Below are 23181 nucleotides of genomic sequence, written 5' to 3'. Positions count from 1 at the left end.
GCATCGCTCAGTCCCACCTCACCCCCACGCCACCACCAACAACCCCACCCCCAACACCAAACACAACGGCGAATAAAAATACGTATCCAGCCTTGCAAACCTCGACCCACCCACCTTCTTGAAAAACCCCACCAACTCCGAATCCCCAATCGCCCTGGCGAACATCACCACGGCTATCGCACTGATCCCCCATTGCAACGCCCCATGGGACACCGGCGAAAAATACAGCCCGGCTCGCAGGCAGACGAGCAGCGCTATCGCGACCAAGCCCATTGCGACCAGGAACGTGCCCAGCGATGAGGGCTTGAACGCCGGTCGGGGGCCGTGGGCGAATTCGCCGGGCAGTTGGGGGATGGCGGCAAGGCTGCCGAGTTTGCCGCCAGCGGCCCAGTATAGGTGCACCATGCTGATGCAGGTAAAAACCCCAACGATCCATCGCGCGATGACAAAGCTCATGGCGGGCGCTCCCTGAAAATGTGCGAGTGATGATAGTCGCCCTGAGATTTTTTGTGGGTATTTCGTCGGCGGGTGATGGTAAAGTGCCGCCCCATGAAAATCGCTCGTGCCGACCGCTCGCTCATTGCCTGGATGCTCTATTGCTGCGTCCTGTTCAATGTGTTCGCGTGCAGTATTGGTCATGGGCAGATGGTGGGCATGCAGCTCAACGGTATCAGCGGGCAGTTCTGTACGGTGGACCCGCGTACCCAGGCGCCCAAGCAGAGCAACTCCACGGATGAGAACCTGCCGACGCTGTCGAAGGCGTTTGGTTGCCCGCTGTGTTCGACCGGCGGCATGGGCCCGGCGCTGAGTTCCAACCTGAATGTGGCGGTGTTGCCACAACCCCATGCGCCGCCACCGGCGGTGGTTCTCGCCGCTGATATCCCTGCCCGTTTCACCTGGCCCACGGCCAACCCGCGCGCGCCTCCCGCTTTCGCCTGACCCCTTCGCTTTCTGATCTGCACCGGCCAACGTTCCCATCGGGGAATACGCGCGGCTGTGCGTTGTTTTTCAAGCCAAGTTTTTCAGGATTCAACCATGAAACATTTATCCTTGTTGGCGGGCCTGTTCGGCTGCCTGCCTGTCTGTGGCTGGGCGCTCGAGTTGGCGCCTACCACCATCGATGGCGAACAAACCGCAGAGCCCGGCCTGACCCTGGATCAATCCAGCGGCATGGCGTCGCGCCTCGGCCTGAGCGTGCGGGAAACCCCGGCGTCGGTGGCCATCGCCACTCGTAACGATATCGAGCGCCATGGCGCCAAGACCTTTCGCGATGCGGCCAACACGTTGCCCGGCGTCAACGCCAGCGCGCCGCCGGGGTTTGGCGGGTTTGTGTCCTACCGTGGGTTTACCAGCAGCCAGATCACCCAGATGTTCAACGGCATCAACGTCGCCACCGGCTTGGCACGCCCAGTGGATGCGTGGATCTATGACCGCGTTGAACTGGTCGGCGGCCCCTCCTCCTTGATCAATGGCGCCGGCTCCGTGGGCGGTTCGCTGAATTACGTGACGAAGTTGGCAACCCGCGAGGAACAAGCCGCCGAAGGCCAGCTCACCTATGGCAGCTACGACACCGCCGGCATGGCTTTCGGCCTCAACCACGCGCTGACAGAACCGGGCGCCGAGGTGCAGCATTACGCGCGCCTGGACGTCAGCCGCAACACCAATCACAGCTACATCGACCGCGACCAGCGTGAAGCCTGGAGCCTGGCGTTTTCGCTGCTCAGTGACCTGACCCCCAACCTGTCCCACACCCTGGCGCTGGAATACCAGGACGAACAGGAAGACAGCCCGTACTGGGGCACTCCGGTGCTCAACCCCAAGGCCGGTGAGCTGAAGATCGACCGGCATAACCGCTTCAACAACTACAATGTTGCCGATGGCCGGTACGAACAGCGCACGATCTGGGCACGTTCGATCATCGACTATCGAATCAACGACAGCACCACGCTGAAGAACACCCTCTATCACTTGGACAGCCAGCGCGATTACCGCAACCTGGAAACCTACCAGTACAACGCCGACAACAGCGCAGTGAACCGTTCGACCGCTTACCAAGTGCGCCATCAGGGCGCACAGAACGGCAACCAGTTCGAGTTGCGCCATGACGACACATTCTTCGGCCTGTCCACCACCTGGTCCGGCGGTTTTGAGTACAAGGTCAACAGCACCACCAGTTACCCGCTGAAACAACCGGGCAATAGCACCGTAGACCCGAACAACTACAACCCTGGGCACTTCTACGACATCCCCGGCACCAAACCCGGGCTTATTAAGGACAAGACCAACGAAGTCACCACCAAAGCCTTGTTCGTGGAAAATCGCCTTGGCCTCACCGATAAATTGTCACTGCTCACCGGCCTGCGTTACGACGCTATCGACTTGGACGTAACCAACCACAGCAAAGTGACGGCCACCAACCCACGCCACTTCAAGCGCAGCTGGGAACCGGTGACCGGGCGTGTTGGACTGACCTACCAGTTCATCCCCTCGGCTAATGTGTATGTGCAATACAGCACGGCGGCCGAGCAGCCATCGACCACCACTCAAGTGTTCGACGTATCAACCGGCAAACAGTGGGAAGTGGGCAGCAAGTTTGAGTACCTGGAGGGTCGCGGTTCGGCCACGGTCGCGGCCTACAAGATCGAGCGCAAGGATTTCGCCGTCACCGACCCGCAAGACCCGAACAACAGCATCCCAGTGGGGGCGCAGTCGTCCAAGGGGATCGAGTTGGCCAGCTCATTGCGCATCACACCGAAACTGTTGGCGGAAGGTAACTTTGCCTGGGTGGATGCTGAATACGACGACTTCAACGAGAAAATCGCCAGCGGCGCCGTGGTCTCGCGCAAGGGTAATACACCGACCAACGTGCCAAAACGCGTAGGCAACCTATGGCTGACCTATGACTTCACGCAAGATTGGCAAGGCGGCGTGGATGCGCGGTATGTCGCACAAGTGTATGCGGACAATGCCAACACCATGACGGTGCCGGCCTACACGTTGTTCGGAACGTTCCTGCGCTACAGGGTCGACTCGCACACCTCGGTGACCGGCCGCGTGCGCAACCTGACGAATGAGGTGTATGCCGAGTTTGCGCATGTGTCGCCGGCGTATTACCTGGGGTCGCCAAGGACCTTCGAGGTGGCGATTCAAACCAAGTTCTAAGCCTGCCATGCAATCAACTGTGGGAGCCGGGCTTGCCCGCGATGGCGGTGTGACAGTCAACACATACATGACTGATACACCGCCATCGTGGGCAAGCCCGGCTCCCACAGGGTTCTGCATACCGTGTTAGCGCAAACTCGCTTCAACCTTCTGCGCCACATCCGCCGTCAACCACGCCTTCCACACCTCTGGATGCTCCTTGAGAAACACCTGAGCCACTTCCCGTGGCGCCGTGTGGTTCTCGCTCATCGCAGCCAGGGCTTTGTTCAGCGGCTCGATAGGAAACTGAACCTTGGTAAAAAACTCGGCGATCTGCGGGTGTTCCTGCTGGAACGGCGTCGACACGCCAATGCTCAGCTTGGACGCCAACGACCGAGTCGGCCTAGGGTTGGGGTTCTCCGCGTCGGTCAGTGTCTTCCAGGCATCGGCGTCAAACGGTGGTTCTTCCAGCTGGATCAGTTTGTAGCGCCCCATCAAAGGCGTCGGCGACCAGTAGTAGAACAACACCGGCTTGCCTCGACGAATCGATGAGGCAATTTCGGCATCCAGCGCGGCGCCCGAACCACTGCGAAAGTTCACATAGCTGTCGTCCAGGCCGTAAGCCTTGAGCTTTTGTTTGTTGACCACTTCCGAGGTCCAGCCGATCGGGCTGTTGAGAAAGCGCCCCTTGCCTGGAGATTCCGGGTCCTTGAACACGTCCTTGTAACGCGCCAGGTCCTGTACGCTTTTAAGCTCGGGGGCCAGAGGCTTGAGGCCTTTGGCAGGGTCGCCCTTGACCACGTATTCCGGCACCCACCAGCCTTCCGTAGCGCCCTTGACTGTGTCGCCCAGGCCCACCACCTTGCCTTCGGCCTCGGCTTTGATCCACACCGGGCTGCGGCCGGCCCATTCTTCACCGATCACCTGGATGTCATTTTTTGCCAGGGCCGTTTCCAGGGTGATGGTGGTGCCGGGCAAGGTGTCGGTGGGCAGGTCGTAACCCTTCTCGACGATAAAGCGCAGTACTTCGGTGATCAGGCTGCCGCTTTCCCAGTTCAGGTCGGCGAAATGCACCGGTGCCTGGGCAGCCGATACCGGCAATGAAACCACCGACAGGCTCAAGGCCGTCAGGGACGCTGCCAATAGGGTTCTCAATCCTTTCATGCCTTTGCACCTCGCGTTTTCGCAGCCATAGCGGACGGCTTTGCTGCCAATGCGCGAAGCCTCTGAATAGTTAAGTCAACTCAACTGTAGTAGGGGTTCCGAGAGAGCATAAATACACCCGAGGTTTATCGACTACTCACTGGCCTTGAACGTTACCAATTCACCCTTGCGCCACTTGGCGGCCTTGCCGGTCACGGCCTTGAGGGTTTTGGTCAGGCCTTCCTGCAGTTGTTCGTTGGCGGCAAATACCAGCATCACGCTGTGGCCTTCCTTGAACACGATGCCTTGGCCTTCGGCCGAGGAAACAAAGGCGTAATCGCCCAAGCCATACACCGTCAACTTGATATCGCGGAACTTCAATTCGAACTTTCCACCTTCGCGACTGGGCAACACGGCTGCGCGAAAATGATCGCCCACCTTGAGTTCCAGGTGTTGCTTGTCATCCACGACCAGCGCCGTCTCGGTATCGATTTCGGCGATGTAGATGCCTTCCGGCGTCTGCTCTGTGATGTAAACAAAACGGGATTGAAACTGCTTGACCAACTTTGCGCGCAAATCACCCAACACGAACAACGCGTGCATATCCAGATTACTGACTGCCAAGGAAACGCCCCCACATCAAAAAAGAGTACCAACCGCCAGAGCGGGCAGCACAAAAAAACGGCCGTAACGGCACGATCACACACGCGTTAAAAAACTGAAGAGATCCTGCTGCCGCGTCGTAAGACTAGTACAGACATGCGAGATGGACCTGACGAAGGTCTTCAGGCCCCACAGCAAATCACAGGTTCAACGGTCCGAGAATACGGGCCGACCAGCTTCAGAGAATAACCCAAATAAAAAGCGCAGTTTCCGACATCAAACACATAACAAAATACTTGGCATGGAACCAAGCATCGACTGCCAACGACAATACTAAAACAGCAACAGGGGACAAAACCACCCGAAACGCTGCTGGTGGGTCAACAAGATCGATCGACAGGAGCTGACCATGCAACCACGTCAACACGCCGTAATGTCTTCCAGCACTCGCTCATCATGCCCAGACGAGCGCCAATACTACTGCTTGCAAAGCGACAGCGGGTACTCCAATTCTGTTCTTTACCAAGTTGTACCTGCTGGGCGTAATTTCTTTCATATCCTGGAAGTCACCAGCGGCAGGATCAAAGGCTTTCGCAGCAACCACATCCAAGCCTGCGAGTTGGCCAAAAAACTCGAAGCCAGCCTGCACGCCCCTCACGCAGGGCTCGTTTCGTCATCTGGATGACTTTACTGCGCCGTCGCCCCTCAACAACTGCCATACTACCGCGTCCATTGAAGTTTGCCCCATAGGGGTCAGGTTTCATCAGTGCAGTTACCTTGAAGGGAAGGCTATACGTGACGGAATTTGATATTGGCGAATTTTTTATCCATGGCGATGCGAGGGAAGTAGACGGTGAATTTCAAGCGGTGATCATCATGCGGGCCAAACCACCGCTGACCACTGTCACAGCACACCAGGTAGAAAAAGACCGTTGGTTCAAAACTGTCGACGCCGCCGCAACTGCGGCAAAAGATGCCGCCAAGGCCCTGAAAACCGCTGTGGACTCAGGTGCACTCAATTCCTGACACGCCGATAGAACTCTGCCGCGCACCAAGCCTCACATGCACAACGACCATCACCTTGCATGGAGACTGAAATATGGACGCGCCAATCCCGACGCTCGAAACCCTGTTTGAACAACTGGGCCTGGATTCGACCCCCGAGGCCATCGACGCATTCATCGGCGCACACCCGCTGGGCGAAGATGTGAAACTGATCGATGCGCCCTTCTGGACGTCGCAACAGGCGAATTTTCTGAAGGAAGAGCTGCGTGAGGACGCCGAATGGGCCATCCCCGTGGACGAGTTGAACCAGCGCCTACATCAATCCCAGTAATACCCCTCAATGTAGGCTGTCTGACTGTTCCAGGCGCAACAGCGCTTGCCAGGCAGCCCTGCATTCCTGCGCTTCATCACGGCTGGCGAACGCCGTGCCGCGCTGCTCGCCATTGATCAGCACCACCCAACAGGCTTTCTGACCCAACGCACGCAGGGTTTCGGGAACACCACTGCCGATCATCACGGCGACATCGACTTTGTTTTGCATGGAGCTTCTCCGCAGCATTAGTTAGCTGGCTAACAATGTTGGCCATGCTACGGCTTTATTCCAGTTGGAAAAAGCTATCCCAGGAATAGCTTCATTGCATAATCAGCAACAATCCCTAACGCGCGGCCTTTGCCCCTTCCGGTTTATAGCCCAGGCGCAACCCACCCCAATGCCGGCCATTGACCATGATCGGCACCGACAAGTCGTGCATCAACTCGCCGGTGTCACGGGTATAGGTCTGCAACAGCACAGCCTGCTGATGACTGCCGCAACGAATGCCCGTGCGGTCTTCGAACTTACGTTTGGTGCGGTTCTGCACCGCGTCGATCTGCGCGTCACCGGTCAGGGCGTGAGAAAACGCCTTGTTGTGCGTCGGCACGTAACCTTGAGGTGTGCAGGCAATCGCAAACACTAAACCTTCATGACGCGGCAGCAGCGCTTCCTGGATCGCCGGCAATACCTGGTCGGTGTAACCGTCAAAACGCGTGTGATATTTGCTTGGGCTGGTATTCGGGATCGGCGTGTAACTGCGGTCAAACAAGTCCTGCAGGCTGATACGGTTTTGCACTACATCGGCCTCGAACTGTTCGCTAATGCGGTTTGCGCCTTCGCGGGCCAGGTCGTAGATACGCTGGTGATAGTCATCCAACCCGACTTCGGCCAAGCGCTCGCTGATGGTTTCGGCCTGCCCTTCCATCTGCACCGCCGCATCGGCCAGTTGGCGGGTTTGCAGGTCGCTCACGGTCAGGTCGCTGCGCATCTGCTCCACGGCATGGAACAAGCTGTCGAGTTGCACACGGTTGGTGTCGGTGCCCTGGGCAATCTCATTGACCTGCCCTTCCACGTCCGCCGCCAGGCTGGCGATGCTCTGCAAGTGTTCGCCTGCGTGTTCCACTTGTTCGACGCCGGTGTGCAGGTCCGACGACAACTGGCGAATCTGCTCGACCACTTGCGCGGTGCGATGCTGGATATCAGCAACCATCACCCCGACCTCATCGGTGGCCATGGCCGTACGCCCGGCCAGGCCACGCACCTCGTCGGCAACCACAGCAAAGCCGCGCCCGTGCTCACCGGCGCGCGCGGCTTCAATGGCCGCGTTCAATGCAAGCAAATTGGTTTGGCTGGCGATGGATTGAATCACCAAGGTCACGCGCTGGATTTCTTCACTGCGCTGGCTCAGCGCCTCGATCAATTCGCGGCTGGCATTGGCGCGTTGGCTGAGTTGGTGCATGCGGGTGATGGACTGGGCCAGCACTTCGCGCCCTTCGGTGCTGCGTTGGTGAGCCTGGGTGGCTGCGCCCAGGGCTTGGCGGCTGAGCTGCGAGGTGACCTTTTCGGTACCGATCATGACTTCGGCGCTGCTAACAATTTGCTTGGCCGCGCTCAACTGTGACTGCAAGCGTGCCGCCAGTTGCTTGACCGAATAGGCCACGCCGGCAGCGGAAAGCGCGTTATGGCTGGTGGTGTAGGAGAGATCGCGGGTCAGTTCACCCATCGCATCGGACGCGGCTGACGGCGTGAGTACGGGCTTTTGAGTTTTAACGCGAGGCAGCCAGATCACCAGCAAGGCCAGTGGCAGGCACAGGTAGATCGGCCAGCCGGCAAACGCCAGGCCCAGGAGTACCAGCACCAGGGCGGTGCTCTGCAGGAGCGGCATCAGCCAGCCGGGCAGCACGCGCGCCACCGTCTGCGGTGGCACTGCTGCGCCCATCAGAGATCCGTCTCCAGCCATCATCGTTACCCCACTGTTTGTCGTTATTGTTGCTGCATTAAACGCCACTATCAGGCCATTATCTATGGGCTATTAGAGGAGGCGCTTGCAACAGATCAATAGACCTGGGCGTAACCGGTATTTCTCTTGGGCGCTGCATGCACAGCGCCCAACTTCAGCCCATCAGGCTTGGCGCTGGTGCTTGTCGATCTGCTCGTGGCGCTCTTGCGCTTCGATGCAGTACTTGGTGGTCGGGCTGATCAGCAGGCGCTTGAGGCCGATAGGCTCACCGCTGTCGTCGCACCAGCCAAAGGAATCTTCCTTGATGCGTTCCAGGGCGCGCTCAAGCTGCGGCAGCATGCGCTGGTCGCGATCGATAGCATTAACCAACCAGGTGCGCTCTTCTTCCACGGAAGCGGCATCAGCCGGGTCAGCCGGGGTGTCCAGGCTTTCGATGGCGATGCGGTTCTGTTCAATGCGCTCGTGGTGTTCCACTTTCATGTCTTGCAGCAGCTGCTCGAAAAAAGCGTGCTGTTCGGCATTCATGTAGTCATCCGCCGGCATGGCCAGCAACTTTTCCTTTGTCATTGATTTCTCTATAAAAAATACGTGCATTAAGGCGAATAAGGGAGCGTTTCGGCAGACCGTTGCAGGCCTCGGAAAGGCGCCTTCCATTTCAAGCGCCACCCGGCACTCAATTTACGAGGGGCGGCAGTCTAAGGCCGACTTGAGGGCTCAGCAACTGAAATGACAGGCATTTTTTCCCAATTAACCTCCAAAGGCACCAGGACGGGCTTGGCGAATGGTCATCGGAGTGCGTTTATAGCAGGAAAGTTCGTTAAGCAGCTATAAGCCACACGCTGCAAGCGACCAGCTGTAAAGCTCGTCTAACTTGCAGCGTGTGGCTTACCGCTTGCAACTGCGCTTCAGCGTTTGAGTTTGCGCTTGTTGCGATACTGGTCGATCACCACCGCCACCACAATAATCAGGCCCTTGATGATGTCCTGGATATACGCATCCACCCCGACAAAGGTAAACCCGCTGGCCATCACGCCGAGGATCAACGCGCCGATCACCGTACCGGTAATACGCCCTACCCCGCCCGCCAGGCTGGTGCCGCCGATCACGGCGGCGGCAATCGCATCCAGCTCATAGGACATGCCCATGCCGGCCTGGCCCGTCGCGGCACGTGCCGAGGCGACGACGCCAGCCAAACCCGCCAGCAACCCGGCGATGCTGTAGACGATGATCAGGTGGCGCTTGACGTTGATCCCCGAGGTGCGCGCCGCCTGCATGTTGCCGCCGATGGCGTAGGTGTACTTGCCGTACTTGGTGTAGCGCAGGGCGATATGGAAAATCACCGCCACCACCAGAAAGATGATTACCGGCATCGCGCCATGACCGATGGCGGTGTAGGAATCCGAGAGCATGCTCACCGGCTGGCCTTCGGTGTAGTAACGCGCCAGGCCACGGGCCGACACCATCATGCCCAAGGTTGCGATAAACGGCGGAATACCGGTCACCGCGATAATGCTGCCGTTGATCGCCCCCGCCAGCAGCCCGACCCCGAGGCCCATCGCCACCGGGATCCACACCGGCAAATCCGTCAGGCTGGGAAACACCGCCCGGGAAAAGTCGGAAGTCTGCGCCAGACTCGCGGCGATCATCGCCGATAACGCCAGCACCGAGCCGGAAGACAAGTCGATACCGGTGGTAATGATCACCTGGGTCACGCCAATCGCCAGCAGGCCGATAATCGACACTTGCAGGATCATCAGCACCAGGCGCTGGGAGTTCATCAGGAAGCTCTGGTCGCGCACGATCCAGCCGAACACTTCAAACACCAGGCCGATACCGATCAGCACCAAGAAGATGCTTAATTCGGTGGGCAAACGCCTGCGGTTCTTGACCGGTGCCGTGGCAGGCTTGTTGTCTGTTATTGCGTTCATTGCCAATCACCTTCTTATTCTGTGGCACAGGCCAACCGCAGGCCCACGCTGCTGTTCGTCAGTGGACTACGGTCAAACCGGAGGCCAGATGCATGACTTTTTCCTGGGTCGCATCCGCGCGGTCCAGGGTGCCCATCAGTTCGCCCTCGTGCATCACCATCACCCGGTCGCTCATGCCCAGCACTTCGGGCAGCTCGGAGGAAATCATGATCACCGCCATGCCTTCGCTGGCGAGAAAAGAGATCAAACGATAGATCTCGGCCTTGGCACCGACGTCGATGCCCCGGGTGGGCTCATCGAGAATCAGCAGCCGTGGGTTGGTCATCAGCCAGCGCGCCAGCAAGGCTTTCTGCTGGTTGCCGCCGGACAAGGTGTCGATGCACTGCTCCAGCGACGGGGTTTTCACCCGCAGCTTCTTGCACATGTCTTCGCACAGGGCGCGCAGGGCTTTCTGCTGGATGAAGCCGTTGCCCGAATAATGCGGCAGCACCGCCATTTCCATGTTTTCCAACACCGACAGGCACGGGAACAGGCCGCTGAGCTTGCGGTCCTCAGTCAGCAGCGCAAACCCTTTCTCGATGGCCATGTGCGGGTCGCTGATGCGCACCGGCTTGCCGTCGAGGGTAATTTGGCCGCCGGAGCTTGGGGTGATGCCGAAAATGGTTTCGGCCACATTGGTGCGCCCCGAGCCCATTAACCCGGCGATGCCGAGAATTTCGCCGGCGTGCAGGTCGAAGGACACGTCCTTGAACACGCCGTCCAGGCGCAGGTCGCGCACCGACAGCAGCAGTTCGCCAATGGGCGTCTCACGTACCGGGAACAACTGGCTCAGCTCACGACCGACCATCATCGAGATCAGGCTGTCGCTGTTCATGCTGTCGGCGCGTTGCAAACCGATGTACTGGCCGTCACGGAACACCGCCACTTCATCGGCGATGGCGAACACTTCGTTCATTTTGTGGGTGATGTAGACGATGCCTTTGCCCTGGGACTTGAGGTCGGCAATGATCGAAAACAGGTGGGCCACTTCCTTCTCGGTAATGGCCGACGTGGGTTCATCCATAATCAGGATGTCGGAGTCGTAGGACACCGCCTTGGCAATCTCGACCATCTGCCGTTCGGCGATGCTCAGGTTGCCGACCTGTTCTTCAGGGTCCAGATTGATGCGCAACCGCGCCAGCAACTCAGCCGTGCAGCGGTGCATTTCACGGTGGTTGACCATGTGCAGGCTGTTGAGCTGCTCGCGGCCGATCCAGATATTTTCGGCGATGCTCATGTGCGGCATCAGGTTAAGTTCCTGGTGGATCATCGCGATCCCCGCCTTTTGCGCCGCCAGCGGCGTTTCAAACACAATCGGCTTGCCGCGCAGGCGAATTTCCCCGGCGTCGGGCTGATAGATGCCGGCGATGATCTTCATCAGCGTCGACTTGCCCGCACCGTTCTCGCCCATCAGCGCCAGCACGGAACCGGGGCGTACGCGCAGTTGCACATCGGCCAAGGCCACAACGCCGGGAAAGCCTTTGCTGATATTGAGGATTTCCAGCAGGTAGGGTTCTTCCAGCGACGGCGGCTGGATACCGGGAGGCTGCGAGACAACCGCTTGAGCAAGCATATCGGGTACTCCATCAGCAGGGCGACCGTGGCCGCCCTGCTCGCTTATTGTTGTTATAAAGGGCTACTTGAAGTCTTTAACGTTGTCCGGGGTGATCAGCTTGAACGGAATAATCACGTTCTGCTCGACCGGCTCGTGCTTGGCCATCTTGCGCGCGGCTTCCACCGAACCGACTGCCTGCCCTTTCGCATCCTGGAACGCCGACGCGGCCATGTCGCCCTTGGAAATCGCGTTCAAGCCGTCCGGCGTACCGTCGACCCCAGCGATCAGCACAGTGCCAGACTTGGTGCCCGCCGACTTCAAGGCCATGGACGCACCGATGGCCATCTCATCGTTGTTGGCCAGCACTGCATTGAACTCACGGCCTTGGGTCATCCAGTCGTTGACCAGGGTCATGCCGCGGTCACGCAGCCAGGTACCGGTCTGTTCCTGTTCGATGGTGATGCCCGGGTATTTGGCCAGGACTTCTTTCACGCCCTTGGTGCGGTTGGTGGTGGAGTTATTCGCCAGGTCACCCAGCAGGATCACGATCTTGCCTTTGCCACCGAGTTTGTCAGCGATGTATTGCATTTGCAGGCGACCGGCCTCGACGTCATCGGACGTCACCGCCACCACATCTTTAGGCAGGTCTTTCTGGTCGGGACGGCGGTTGACGAACACCAGCGGAATGCCAGCCTTGGTCGCTGCACTGATGATGTTCTTGGTCGAGGCGGTATCCACCGGGTTGACGATAATTGCGTCGACTTTCTGGCTGATAAAGTTCTCGACCTGGCTCAGTTGCTTGACCACGTCGGCGCGGGCGTCTTCAAACTGCAGTTGCACGCCGTCGCCCTTGGGATAGGACTTGGCTTGCTTGTCCATGTCTTCGCGCAGGTAGGTCAGGAAGGTGTCATCGAAGGCGGACATGGTCACACCCACTTTGATGTCGGCAGCCGAGGCAAAACCGCTGGCAAGCAGCATGGACAGGGCCAGCGCGGTGAAACGAATCGGGGTCTTCATGAACGGTCTGTCTCCAATTTCTTGTTGGTTTTTTGGACGTTGCGTTTTTCAGAGCGCGCAGGTCGGCAGTCGCACGATCGGTGCCCCCGGAATGCAGCACACCAGGGCGCCTTTGTTTTCGACGCAGAGCACATTAAGGAAGGAAAAATAAAACGGCCGGGCGCGGGGCAGACCGCTTGGCGCTTTGGAGGGGCGTAAAACTCGCAGTACAGCGTTGAAGATTTTCATCTGACGGTACCTGGTTGTTTTTGATCTTGTTTTTGTTGAGTCGCCTGGATCAAGCCCGAGGCGTACTTTTTGCAACCTGGAAAAGACTTTATTAGAAAATAATTTCCATATCAACCTGTTTTAGAATTTTATTCTATTTTTGTCGAAACCACCTGTTGCCACTCGTTACTAAGGCGTGCGGCGTCCAATATACGGGTGGTTTCCAGTGCGTCATAGGCGTTCACCGGCAGCGGTCCCTGCCCTTGCACAGCGCGTTGCAACTGCTGATAGAACTGCGTCCAGCAGCCTTTTTCCGAGGGCACCCGTTCGCGCTCCGCGCCTTGTTCAAACCAGCCCCAGCGCCGATGCTCTTCCGCGCCCCAATGCTCGCCTTCGGTTTTCGGCGACTTGCCGGCCATCAGCGCGTCCTCCTGGCCGTCCAGCCCTTCCACGGTGTAACAACCGAGGGTGCCACTGACGCGAAAACGCGGGGCCTGGCTGTTTTGCAGCGCACTGCCCCACAGGTGGGAAATCACGCCGTTGGCGTGGGTCAGCGAAACAAAAAAACCGTGGTCGAGGCTGGGGTGTTCCGGGCTGAACTGTAATTGCGCGAACACCCGGTCCACCGGGCCGAACAACTGCATCGCCTGGTCCACCAAGTGGCTGCCAAGGTCACGCAGCCAGCCGCCGCCGCTGGCATTGCCCACGGCTTGCGGGCTGAAGCGCTCAACCCGCGATTCAAAGCGGGTGATCTGGCCCAGGGCACCGGCGTCGATCAGTTTGCGCAAGGTCAGGAAATCCGAGTCCCAGCGCCGGTTCTGGTAGACGCAGAGCTTCACGCCTTGGCGTTCGGCAGCAGTGATCAACGCCTGGGCCTGTTCGGCGTTGCTGGCGAACGGTTTGTCGCTGACCACGGCAACCCCGTGTTCGATAGCTTCCAGTACCAGTGCCGGGCGGCCCTTGAGCGTGGTGGAAATCACCAAGGCATCCACGCCGGCTTCGACGATCTGGCCGATGGAGTCGAACGCCTTGAGGCCCGGGTGGTCAGTCGCCAGTTGCTGACGGCGTTCCGGTGACCGCGTCACCACGCCGACAAAGGTCGCGCCGGGCAACGTTGCAATCAATGGCGCGTGAAAGAAGCGGCCGCCATGGCCGTAGCCGACTAGTCCAATTCGCATACATACACTCCTTCTAGAACTGAAAACCCAATCAAATGTGGGAGCTGGCTTGCCTGCGATAGCAGTGTGTCAGTCAATGAACCCGTCACTGAAAGACTGCTATCGCAGGCAAGCCAGCTCCCACACCGACTGCATTCCACCTGTCTAAATATGATTAGCCGTAGAAGCGTGGGCGATCCGGCAAGCTCACCTTGACGATCTGCTCACTGCTCTGCGCTTCGATACACGCATCCGCCGCGACCGCTGCGGCGAAACCATCCCACGCCGACGGCCCACCCACTTGCCCGGCGCGCACGCTATCGATGAAGGCCTGCAACTCGACGTCATAGGCGCCGATAAAGCGGTCCTTCCAATCCATCAGAATCGCATTCGACAGCTTGGCCCCGCTGCGCAGCTGCACCTGCGAAGGCTCCGGCAGTTTGGCGATGCCGGTCTCCCCCACCACTTCGCACTGGATGTCGTAGCCGTACTGACAGTTAACAAACACCTCCACATCGATGCGCGTGCCCTTGGCCGTCTCCAGCAGCACGATCTGCGGGTCACGCAGGTGGGCCAGGGCCTTGCTCGACTTGCGCGGAAACACCACCTGCACCGACACGTAGTCGTCGTCGAGCAACCAGCGCAACACATCCAGCTCGTGGATCAAGGTGTCGGTGATCGCCATGTCGGTCTTGTAGTTCTCGCCCACCGTAGGGTTGCGGTGCGCGCAGTGCAGCATCAGCGGCTCGCCGATCTGCCCGCTGTCGATCACGGCCTTGAGGGCGCGATAGCCTTCGTCATACGGGCGCATGAAGCCCACTTGCACCAGGCGCTTGCCGAAGGCAATTTCAGCGTCGACGATCTTGCGGCAGCCTTGCGCGGTCACGGCCAAGGGTTTTTCGCAGAACACCGGCTTACCCGCAGCGATGGCGGCAAGCACGAATTCCTCGTGGCTCGGGCCCCAAGAGGTCACCAAAATGGCCTCGACTTGCGGCGAGTTGATCAACGCATGGCCGTCCGCGTACACCTCGGCGGTAAGGTTCAAATCCGCCACCACCTTGGCGGCTTGCTCAAGGTTGATGTCGGTTACCGCCACCACTTGGCTGTTGAGCAGGGTCTGGCTGCAACGACGAATATGGTCACGGCCAATCGCACCGGTACCGATGACACCGATCCGCAACGAATTAGTAAGCAAAGACATGCAAACACTCCTCTTGTTATTAGTACTGCCGGGCTTTCGCCAGCTGTTCATTGAGTTTTTTCGCCGCAGCATTCGTGCGTTCACTGGTGGACACCTGGGCCACACCCACCCGCCACCACGACAGGTAGCCGTGAATCATGGTCTTGGGCAGTACCTTGATATCAATCAGCGTCGACACCGTTTGCGTGCGCGCATCGGCCAGGGCCGCGTCGAGTTGCTCCACGGTGCTGACTTTGTAAGTCTTGCAACCATAGGCCGCCGCGCTCATGGCGAAATCCACCGGTACCAGGCCGCCGTCAAGCTTGCCGCTCTCGGGGTCGCGGAAGCGGAATTCGGTGCCGAAACTGCCCATGCCATTGCCGATCTGCAGGTTGTTGATGCAACCGAAGGCCATGTTGTCGAGCAGCACCACGTTGATCTTGCGCCGCTCTTGGATCGAGGTAGCCAGCTCCGAGTGCAGCATCATGTAGGAGCCATCGCCGACCAAGGCGTAAACCTCTTTAGACGGTTCGGCCAGCTTCACGCCGAGGGCGGCATTGATCTCGTAGCCCATGCACGAATAGCCGTACTCGACGTGGTAGGTGTTGACGCCCTTACTGCGCCAGCTGCGCTGCAAGTCACCGGGCAGGCTGCCAGCGGCGGCAACGATGATCGCGTCATCGGCCAGGCTGGCATTGAGCACGCCAAGTACGCGGCTCTGGGTCAGGCACGAGCCGGTCAGTTCGATAAATTCGCGCAGCACCGCGCGGTCCAGGTGGTCATCGACCTCGGGCACAAAGTCGTCGCCCTGGTATTGAACCTGATGCACGCGGTCCACTTCCGCATCCAACTGCGCCTTGGCGTCGCGGATCTGCTCGCCCCAGCCGGCGCGGTAGTCGCCCAAGGCATCCGCCAGCGCCTCAAGGGCGACGTGTGCGTCCGCCAGCACTTGTACACCGTCGAGTTTCAAGGCGTCGCAAGGGCTAATATTCAGGTTGAGGAACTTCACCTCGGGGTGCTTGAACAGCGACTTCGATGAGGTGGTGAAGTCGGTGTAACGCGTGCCGATACCGATGATCAGGTCCGCTTCGGGCGCCAGCAGGTTGGCCGCCAGGCAGCCGGTTTCACCTATGCCGCCGACGTTCAGCGGATGGCTGGACAGCACCGCGCTCTTGCCCGCCTGGGTCTCAGCGAAGGGAATATCAAAGCGTTCGGCAAACGCCTGCAGCGCGGCATTCGCGCCGGAGTACTTGACCCCGCCGCCACAGATGATCAGCGGCTTGCGCTTGCCCCGAAAGGCGGCCACCGCGTCAGCGATCATCGCTTTGGTCGCCGGACGCCGCTCGATACGGTGCACACGTTTTTGCAGGAAGTAGTCGGGATAGTCCCAGGCTTCGGCTTGCACATCCTGCGGCAAGGCCAAGGTGACGGCGCCGGTTTCCGCCGGGTCGGTGAGCACGCGCATGGCGTGGATCGCCGCCGTCATCAGTTGCTCGGGGCGGTTGATGCGGTCCCAGTATTTGCTCACGGAACGGAAGGCATCGTTGGTGCTGATGCTCAGGTCATGAAACTGCTCAATCTGCTGCAGCACCGGGTCAGGCTGGCGGCTGGCGTAGACATCGCCGGGCAACAGCAATAACGGAATACGGTTGGCGGTGGCGGTTGCAGCGGCGGTGAGCATATTCGCCGCGCCCGGGCCTACGGAGGCGGTGCACGCATAGATCTTGCGGCGCAGGTGCTGCTTGGCAAAGCCGATGGCAGCGTGGGCCATGCCCTGCTCATTGCGACCTTGATGCACCACCAGGTCGCCGCTGTCCTGCTCCAGCGCCTGGCCCAGGCCGAGCACGTTGCCGTGGCCGAAAATGGTAAAAACCCCGGCGACAAACTTGCTCTGCACGCCATCGACTTCGATGTATTGGTTATCCAGAAACTTCACCAGGGCCTGGGCCATGGTCAATCTTGTTGTGGTCATCACTTGCACCTTGAGTAAATGCAGATCCATTGATCAACAGAGATTTAATGTGGGAGCAGGCAAGCCAGCTCCCACAGGTTGATCGGCGTCAGGTCCGGTTTTTTTGTAAATGGGCGATGCTTGCCCCAATGGCTTGCTGGATGTCGGCTAGGCCATGCACGCTCTCGGCAAACGGTTCGAACGACAGGTAGCCGCCGTACCCAGTGCTGAGCAAGGTGTCGATCTGCGCGGCATTGCCGAGGATATCGCCCTCGCCCACCAGCACGCGGTGGCCGTCACGAATGGAGTTGAGCGGTACTGCGGCATCTTCGACGCCGGAGATATGCACCAGGCCGGTCAGCTGCGGGAAGAACGCCTGCTCGCCGGCCAGGTGATGGTGAAAGGTGTCGTGCACCAGGCGGAACACATCCAGGCCGCCGATGGACTGGATCGCGTCCACCGCCACACGCTTGCGGCGCAGCGCAGAGCCTTCGAAACCCAGCGGCTCGATAAAGCCCAGAAGCCCGTATCCGCGCAGGATCGGCGCCAACTCACTCAGCGCGGTGCGCAAACCGGCCGCGCGCTGGGCTTCGTTGCGCGTATCGCCGCACTCATTGAGCGGGCACATCACCAAGCCTTGGGCCCCGCATTCACGGGCATAAGTCGCGAGTTTGATCGCCTGGGCGCGGCGCTCGTCATTCCACACGTCAAACGGGTACAGCGCGTTGATCGACAGCACCGTGATGCCCTGCACCTCGCACAACTCGCGCACGCGGCTGGCCGGGGTGCCGTATTCGATTTCGTTGCCTTTGAGGTCGTTGCGAATCTCGATGGCATCGCACTTCAGGGCCGCCGCCAACTGAATGAAATCCGGCAGGGAAAGGTTGGGCGCGACCATGCGGTTAAGGGCAAAACGTAACGGCGACTTCATTATTGTTCTCCGTTCAAACCGGTTACAGGTCCAGCAGCCAGCTGTGCTGTGGGTCGTTATGGAAATGCCAGGCACGCTTGGGACCGGCCATCACGTTCAGGTAATAAGACTCGTAGCCGTACGGCACGCTGACCGGGTGATAACCCTTGGGCACCACCACCAAGTCGCTGTTTTCCACGGCCATGGCCTGGTCGATGCTGCGATCGTCGGTGTACACCCGCTGGAACACGAAGCCCTGGGGCGGGTTGATCTGGTGGTAGTAGGTTTCTTCAAGAAAACTCTGGTGCGGCAGGTCGTCGGTGTCGTGCTTGTGCGGCGGGTAGCTCGAGGAGTGCCCCGACGGCGTGCGCACTTCCACCACTAGCAGCGAATGGGCCGGCTCGCTGTCAGGCAGGATGTCGCACACATAACGGGTGTTGGCGCCTTTGCCGCGCACACTGCGCTTGCATTGCTCGGGGCGGATCAGGCGCGGTGCAAAACCGGCCGCTCCCGGCGCGGCGCAGACAGCGATTTGCACATCGCTCAAGGCCGTGATCTGCGCATCGGTGCCTGGCGGCAGGTAGGCGGCGAAGGGTGATTTGTCTTCGAATACCGACTGGCGATCACCGAGGTTCTGCCAGTTGAAACCCTCGCCTTCGATATTTACCCGGCCGCTGAGCAGAACCAGGCACAACTCCTGATCACCGGCCGTGACCGGCAGGGTTTCACCGAGGCTCAGGCGGTAGGCGGCAAAGCCTACGTACTCCAGGCGCCCTTCTTCCAGGGCGACCATGGTTTGCCCGCGTTTGCTGCTTTTGACCAACAGGCTCATCACTTAAGTCCTCTCGTTGAGCAGCGCGCGCAAGGTGTCATAGCCCTTTTTCGCATAGATATAGCTGGGCGCCACGGCCGGGTCCTGCTCGGCCTCCACCACCAGCCAGCCCTCGTAGTGGGCCGCCAGCAGCACATCGAGCAGCTCGCCAAAGTCGATATCGCCATCGCCGGGCACGGTGAAGGTGCCGTTGACAATGCAGTCGGGAAAGCTCCACATCTGGTTGCGCGCCAGTTGCACCACCGGTTTGCGCACGTCCTTGAAATGCACGTGGCAGATGCGCTCGATGTGTTTGCGCAGCACCTCGATGGGTTCGCCGCCGCCCATGTAGCAGTGGCCCGAATCGAACAGCAGGCCGACTTCCGGGCCCGTTCGTTTCATAAGCTGGTCAATGTCTTCGGGGGATTCGACGTAGGCGCCCATGTGATGGTGGTAGGCCAGGCGCACGCCTTGGGACAAGGTGAAGCGCGCCAACTCCGTGAGTTTATCGGCGTAGTCCTGCCAGGCGTGTTCGCTATGGAAACGCGGGCGCTCGATCAGGCGCACCTTGGCGCCCTGGATCGAATCGGCGACTTCGCCGTAGACCAGCACCTTGGCGCCGTTGAGCTTCAGCAGCTCGACGTGGCCAGCGATGGCCTCGATTTCTTCCGCCACCGAGCGCCGCGCCAGGCGGCTGGAGTACCAGCCGGAGACCAGCGCCAGGTCATAGGGGCGCAGCACATCGCCGACGCCTTTGGCGTCCTTGGGGAATTTGCCGTTGAGTTCAAAACCTTCGTAGCCGATCTCCTTGCCTTCGCCCAGGGCGGTGCTCAAGGGCGTTTCACCGCCCAGGGCCGGCAGGTCGTCGTTGCTCCAGGAGATCGGGTTGATGCCAATTCGGATTGCGGGCATGGCTGCACCTTTTTGTTGTTTTTCAGCTATCACTGAGGTCTGGCTTTATGTGGGAGCTGGCTTGCCTGCGATAGCATCACATCGGCTTGGCAGGTGGACCGAGTCGCCTGCATCGCGGGCAAGCCCGGCTCCCACAAAAAGCAGCTCCCACATTGGATTGCATTTCAAGTTGAAGACTGTGTTTAGGTTCGGGCGCTGCGCCAGGCGTTGATGAGCTGTTCGAATGTACCCTGCACCTGCTGGATCAGGGTTTCATCATCAATTTCCCCCGCCATCCACGCGCGGCTGGGTTCCTGGAAAATCGTGCGGCCCACGGCGAACCCCCGGCAGGTAGTGCTTTGGCTGGCTTGCTGGAAGCCGTCGGCGAGAAACTCGGCCGAGGCGTTCAGGCCCAGCAGCACTACGCCACGGCAGTACGGGTCACGTTCCTGGATCAGCTCATCGAGCTTTTTCCAATCCTCGGCCGACTGCGCCTCGATCTTCCACCACGCCGGGTAGATGCCCAGGTTGTACAGGCGCTTGAGGCTGCGATAGAGCACATCAGGATAGGTCGACGGGTGATCCTTGGGCGGGATGACTTCCAGCAGCAGCTCATGGCCGCTGACCAACGAGGCCTCGTACACCGCTTTGAGTTGCGCTTCCTGTTCCAGGCGCAGCATCGGCTCGTCATCGGGGTGGTATTGCACCAGGCACTTGATGATCTGTTCTTGGGGCCAGGCGATCAGGTTGCTGCCCACCGAACGGCCGTGCTCGAACGCCAGCGGGCGCGAGTTCTGCACTTCTACCGGGCGGGCAATCCACCAGCCGCGACCACTGGCGGCGTTGAGCGCGTCCTGGCCGAAGCGCTGATCGGCCAACAGGCCCACATCGGCGTCGACACCTTGCTCGCGCAGTTTGCCCTCGACGCGTTCGATGGCTTGGATAAACAGCTGCTTGATGTCGCTGATACGTGCCGTGTCCTGGCCGCCTTTTTGCGCCAGGTCCACCAGTTGCCAGCGATGATCGAAGGCAAACACGAACAGCTGCTTCCAGGCTTTGCGCGGCACCGTGACGCGGTGCAGGCGTTGCAGGGTTACGTCTTGATCGGGCCGGGTGATAGGCACCGGGCTGTTGAGCAGGTAATCCAGTTCGGCAGGTGTAGGCATGGCCGGTGCGCAGGCGTGGCGGGACACCACCAGGCCCCCGCAGGCATTGGCCAACTGGCTGCAACGTTCGTCGCTGGCATCCTTGAGCCAGCCGCTGAGGAAGCCCGACATGAACGCATCGCCGGCCCCCAGCACGTTGAGGACTTCAACGCGCACGCCGGGGTAGATTGCGCCGTCTTCCAGCCGCGCCGCAATTGCGCCGTGGATCACCGTGCAGCCCTGCGGACCGAGCTTGACCACCAGGGTTGCCGGGGTCAGGTCCCGTACGGTGCGCAGCGCGGTGAGCAAATCTTCACTGCCGCCGGCGATCAAAAACTCTTCTTCGGTGCCGACGATCAAATCAAAACGAGGCAGGATTTTCTGCACGTGCTGGCTGACGTTCTGGTCGGCAACAAACCGTGTTTCGCCATCCGCCTTGCCCGCCAGGCCCCACAGCACCGGGCGGTAGTCGATATCCAGTACGCGCTGGACGTTGTGCTTGGCCGCGTAATCCAGGGCCTGAATGCTGGCCTCGTACACGCTGTCGGTGGAGAAATGCGTGCCGGTGATCAGCAAGGCTTTGCTGGAGGCAATAAAGGCTTCGCTGATGTCTTCGGCGCGCAAGGCCATGTCGGCACAGTTTTCGCGGTAGAACACCAGTGGGAAGGTTTCGCGGTCCTTGAGGCCCAACAGCACCAGGGCGGTGAGGCGTTCCGGGTCGACCTTGATGCCTCTGACATCACAGCCTTCGCGGGCCAAGGACTCCACCAGGAAACGGCCCATATGGTCGTCCCCTACCCGGCTCAGCATTGCTGACTTGAGCCCCAGCCGCGCGGTGCCGAAGGCGATATTGGCGGAGGACCCGCCGAGGTACTTGGCAAAGCTGGACACGTCCTCAAGCCGCGCACCGACTTGCTGTGCATAGAGGTCGACGCCCAGGCGCCCGAGGCAAATCAGATCCAATTGACGCCCACTGGCAAAACGAGTCTGGCCCATGCTGGCTCCTGTTATTTTTATCAGCCTGCGTGGTGCCGCCGTGGTGACGGCACACGCTCTTGGTGCAAGCAGACTAGAACGTCCGGCGGCCGCAATCAATATTTATTCCATAATTATTTTTAGTGGAATATTTTTTCCAATAAGCCAGCATAATAGCATGCCAGCCGTCCTGCATCGTTTCAGCAGGCCACGGCCGCCGTGATGTCGGGGTATTTTTTTGCGCCTACCCTGTAGACTTGCGCCCACCCATCAGCGCCTCAGAAGAACACGCCAGAAGGATTACCCATGTCCCGCACCGATCCCGAGACCACCCTGGAAGACACTATCGCCAGCCCTCCGATCAATGCCGAGCGCCTGTTGCAGCTGATCACCGACGAATACGAGAGCCTGCCGCGCCAGCTCAAGCGCATCGCCAGCTACATGAGCCAGCAGAGCGACCGGATCATGGTCGACCGCATCAGCGACATCGCCCGCGAATGCGAAGTGCACCCCTCGGCCATCGTGCGGTTTTCCCAGCGCTTCGGTTTCAGTGGGTTCAGTGAAATGCAGGCGCTGTTTCGCGAGGCCTACACCCACAAGACCACGCCGGTGCAGAACTACCAGCAGCGTATCCGCAGCATGATCGCCAACAAGTCGCAGAAGGCCAGCGGCGGTGACCTGGCGCGCGAGTGCGTGAACGCGACCCTCTCCGGCATCGAACGCCTGGGGCTGGAGCTGGATGATGTGGCCTTCGAGAAAGCCGTGGACCTGGTGGTTAACGCCGACAATATCTACGTGGTCGGTGTGCGCCGCTCCTTCGCGGTGGCCGATTACCTGGTCTACAACCTGCAGCACACCAACAAGCGCATCCATCTGATTTCCGGTTTGGGCGGCAGTTATCGCGAGCAGATGCGCAGCGTGCGCGCCAATGACCTGGTGATTGCGATCAGCTTTACGCCGTATGGCAAAGAGACTCAGCACTGCTTGCGGATTGCCCAGCATCATCAGGCCAAGACCTTGATCATTACCGACAGCAACCTGTCGCCCCTGGCCAAGCGGGCGAACGCGGTGCTGTTAGTGAATGAGGGGTCGTCGTTTGCGTTTCGCTCGTTGAGCGCCACGTTGTGCCTGTGCCAGGCACTGTTTATTGCGGTGGCGTATCGGTTGGAGTTGAAGGTCGATGAGATTCATGAGCAGGTGGGGTTCGACGACTGACCGGATGACACTGACAAGCCCGCTCCCACATAAAG

General features: G+C 59.7%; 23 protein-coding genes. 6 read left to right on the top strand and 17 right to left on the bottom strand.

What is annotated here, in order from left to right:
- Positions 1 to 18 precede the first annotated feature (18 nt).
- The gene (locus tag KZH41_RS13405) at positions 19 to 456 is read right to left on the bottom strand and encodes a DUF3995 domain-containing protein (RefSeq protein WP_263274970.1); all 438 of its coding nucleotides are present in this window, start codon (positions 454 to 456) and stop codon (positions 19 to 21) included.
- 93 nt (positions 457 to 549) lie between these two features.
- Between KZH41_RS13405 and KZH41_RS13400 the strand changes: the two genes are divergently transcribed.
- Positions 550 to 939, top strand: coding sequence for a DUF2946 domain-containing protein (locus KZH41_RS13400; protein ID WP_263274969.1), 390 nt, complete (start codon positions 550 to 552; stop codon positions 937 to 939).
- A gap of 96 nt (positions 940 to 1035) precedes the next feature.
- Positions 1036 to 3162: a TonB-dependent receptor gene (locus tag KZH41_RS13395; RefSeq protein WP_263274968.1), complete on the top strand. Its 2127-nt coding sequence runs from the start codon at positions 1036 to 1038 to the stop codon at positions 3160 to 3162.
- A 126-nt stretch (positions 3163 to 3288) separates the two neighbouring features.
- On the opposite strand, the gene KZH41_RS13390 is transcribed toward KZH41_RS13395, so the two are convergent.
- Both KZH41_RS13390 and KZH41_RS13385 read right to left on the bottom strand, forming a co-directional pair.
- Positions 3289 to 4305, bottom strand: a complete 1017-nt coding sequence (locus KZH41_RS13390; RefSeq protein WP_094953797.1) for an ABC transporter substrate-binding protein — start codon at positions 4303 to 4305, stop codon at positions 3289 to 3291.
- A gap of 132 nt (positions 4306 to 4437) precedes the next feature.
- On the bottom strand, positions 4438 to 4887 hold the full coding sequence (locus KZH41_RS13385; RefSeq protein WP_176463024.1) for a hypothetical protein: 450 nt from the start codon (positions 4885 to 4887) through the stop codon (positions 4438 to 4440).
- A 409-nt stretch (positions 4888 to 5296) separates the two neighbouring features.
- Between KZH41_RS13385 and KZH41_RS13380 the strand changes: the two genes are divergently transcribed.
- From KZH41_RS13380 to KZH41_RS13370, 3 genes are all read left to right on the top strand, one after another.
- Entirely contained in the window at positions 5297 to 5572 is a 276-nt protein-coding gene (locus KZH41_RS13380) for a hypothetical protein (RefSeq protein ID WP_094952521.1), read from the top strand.
- Positions 5573 to 5682: 110 nt separating this feature from the next.
- Entirely contained in the window at positions 5683 to 5913 is a 231-nt protein-coding gene (locus tag KZH41_RS13375; protein WP_094952520.1) for a hypothetical protein, read from the top strand.
- Positions 5914 to 5986: 73 nt separating this feature from the next.
- Positions 5987 to 6223 carry a DUF2789 domain-containing protein gene (locus KZH41_RS13370; RefSeq protein WP_094952519.1) on the top strand — a complete coding sequence of 79 codons (237 nt, stop codon included), beginning with the start codon at positions 5987 to 5989 and terminating at the stop codon, positions 6221 to 6223.
- 6 nt (positions 6224 to 6229) lie between these two features.
- Here KZH41_RS13370 and KZH41_RS13365 read toward each other — a convergent pair whose 3' ends face one another.
- From KZH41_RS13365 to KZH41_RS13300, 14 genes are all read right to left on the bottom strand, one after another.
- Complete coding sequence (locus KZH41_RS13365) at positions 6230 to 6433, bottom strand: hypothetical protein (protein ID WP_094952518.1); 204 nt, start codon at positions 6431 to 6433, stop codon at positions 6230 to 6232.
- Positions 6434 to 6548: 115 nt separating this feature from the next.
- Positions 6549 to 7781 carry a methyl-accepting chemotaxis protein gene (locus KZH41_RS13360; protein WP_371917703.1) on the bottom strand — a complete coding sequence of 411 codons (1233 nt, stop codon included), beginning with the start codon at positions 7779 to 7781 and terminating at the stop codon, positions 6549 to 6551.
- Positions 7782 to 8327: 546 nt separating this feature from the next.
- The gene (locus KZH41_RS13355) at positions 8328 to 8732 is read right to left on the bottom strand and encodes a TraR/DksA family transcriptional regulator (RefSeq protein WP_010564800.1); all 405 of its coding nucleotides are present in this window, start codon (positions 8730 to 8732) and stop codon (positions 8328 to 8330) included.
- 338 nt (positions 8733 to 9070) lie between these two features.
- Positions 9071 to 10093 (bottom strand): ABC transporter permease, encoded by a 1023-nt coding sequence (locus KZH41_RS13350; RefSeq protein ID WP_094952516.1) that lies wholly within the window; start codon positions 10091 to 10093, stop codon positions 9071 to 9073.
- A gap of 58 nt (positions 10094 to 10151) precedes the next feature.
- Positions 10152 to 11705, bottom strand: coding sequence for a sugar ABC transporter ATP-binding protein (locus KZH41_RS13345; protein WP_094952515.1), 1554 nt, complete (start codon positions 11703 to 11705; stop codon positions 10152 to 10154).
- A gap of 63 nt (positions 11706 to 11768) precedes the next feature.
- Positions 11769 to 12704 carry a sugar ABC transporter substrate-binding protein gene (locus tag KZH41_RS13340; protein WP_263274967.1) on the bottom strand — a complete coding sequence of 312 codons (936 nt, stop codon included), beginning with the start codon at positions 12702 to 12704 and terminating at the stop codon, positions 11769 to 11771.
- Positions 12705 to 12752: 48 nt separating this feature from the next.
- Positions 12753 to 12932 carry a hypothetical protein gene (locus KZH41_RS13335; RefSeq protein WP_263274966.1) on the bottom strand — a complete coding sequence of 60 codons (180 nt, stop codon included), beginning with the start codon at positions 12930 to 12932 and terminating at the stop codon, positions 12753 to 12755.
- 128 nt (positions 12933 to 13060) lie between these two features.
- Positions 13061 to 14089, bottom strand: a complete 1029-nt coding sequence (locus KZH41_RS13330; RefSeq protein WP_263274965.1) for a Gfo/Idh/MocA family protein — start codon at positions 14087 to 14089, stop codon at positions 13061 to 13063.
- A 154-nt stretch (positions 14090 to 14243) separates the two neighbouring features.
- Positions 14244 to 15269: a Gfo/Idh/MocA family protein gene (locus KZH41_RS13325; protein ID WP_094952511.1), complete on the bottom strand. Its 1026-nt coding sequence runs from the start codon at positions 15267 to 15269 to the stop codon at positions 14244 to 14246.
- Positions 15270 to 15288: 19 nt separating this feature from the next.
- Positions 15289 to 17220, bottom strand: a complete 1932-nt coding sequence (gene iolD, locus KZH41_RS13320) for a 3D-(3,5/4)-trihydroxycyclohexane-1,2-dione acylhydrolase (decyclizing) (RefSeq protein WP_094952522.1) — start codon at positions 17218 to 17220, stop codon at positions 15289 to 15291.
- Between the two features lie 88 nt (positions 17221 to 17308).
- The gene (locus KZH41_RS13315; RefSeq protein WP_263274964.1) at positions 17309 to 18130 is read right to left on the bottom strand and encodes a TIM barrel protein; all 822 of its coding nucleotides are present in this window, start codon (positions 18128 to 18130) and stop codon (positions 17309 to 17311) included.
- Between the two features lie 22 nt (positions 18131 to 18152).
- A complete protein-coding gene (gene iolB, locus KZH41_RS13310) occupies positions 18153 to 18941 on the bottom strand; it encodes a 5-deoxy-glucuronate isomerase (RefSeq protein ID WP_242155765.1) in 789 nt (262 codons plus the stop codon).
- Between the two features lie 3 nt (positions 18942 to 18944).
- A complete protein-coding gene (gene iolE, locus KZH41_RS13305) occupies positions 18945 to 19832 on the bottom strand; it encodes a myo-inosose-2 dehydratase (RefSeq protein ID WP_094952508.1) in 888 nt (295 codons plus the stop codon).
- A gap of 182 nt (positions 19833 to 20014) precedes the next feature.
- Complete coding sequence (locus KZH41_RS13300) at positions 20015 to 21952, bottom strand: bifunctional 5-dehydro-2-deoxygluconokinase/5-dehydro-2-deoxyphosphogluconate aldolase (RefSeq protein WP_263274963.1); 1938 nt, start codon at positions 21950 to 21952, stop codon at positions 20015 to 20017.
- A 285-nt stretch (positions 21953 to 22237) separates the two neighbouring features.
- On the opposite strand from KZH41_RS13300, the gene KZH41_RS13295 reads away from it, so the two are divergent.
- A complete protein-coding gene (locus KZH41_RS13295; RefSeq protein ID WP_017136418.1) occupies positions 22238 to 23146 on the top strand; it encodes a MurR/RpiR family transcriptional regulator in 909 nt (302 codons plus the stop codon).
- The last annotated feature ends 35 nt before the right edge of the window (positions 23147 to 23181 follow it).

It is taken from the genome of Pseudomonas sp. YeP6b, assembly GCF_025642995.1.
Classification (GTDB): Bacteria; Pseudomonadota; Gammaproteobacteria; order Pseudomonadales; family Pseudomonadaceae; genus Aquipseudomonas.
This window is presented reverse-complemented; position numbering and strand designations above follow the sequence as displayed.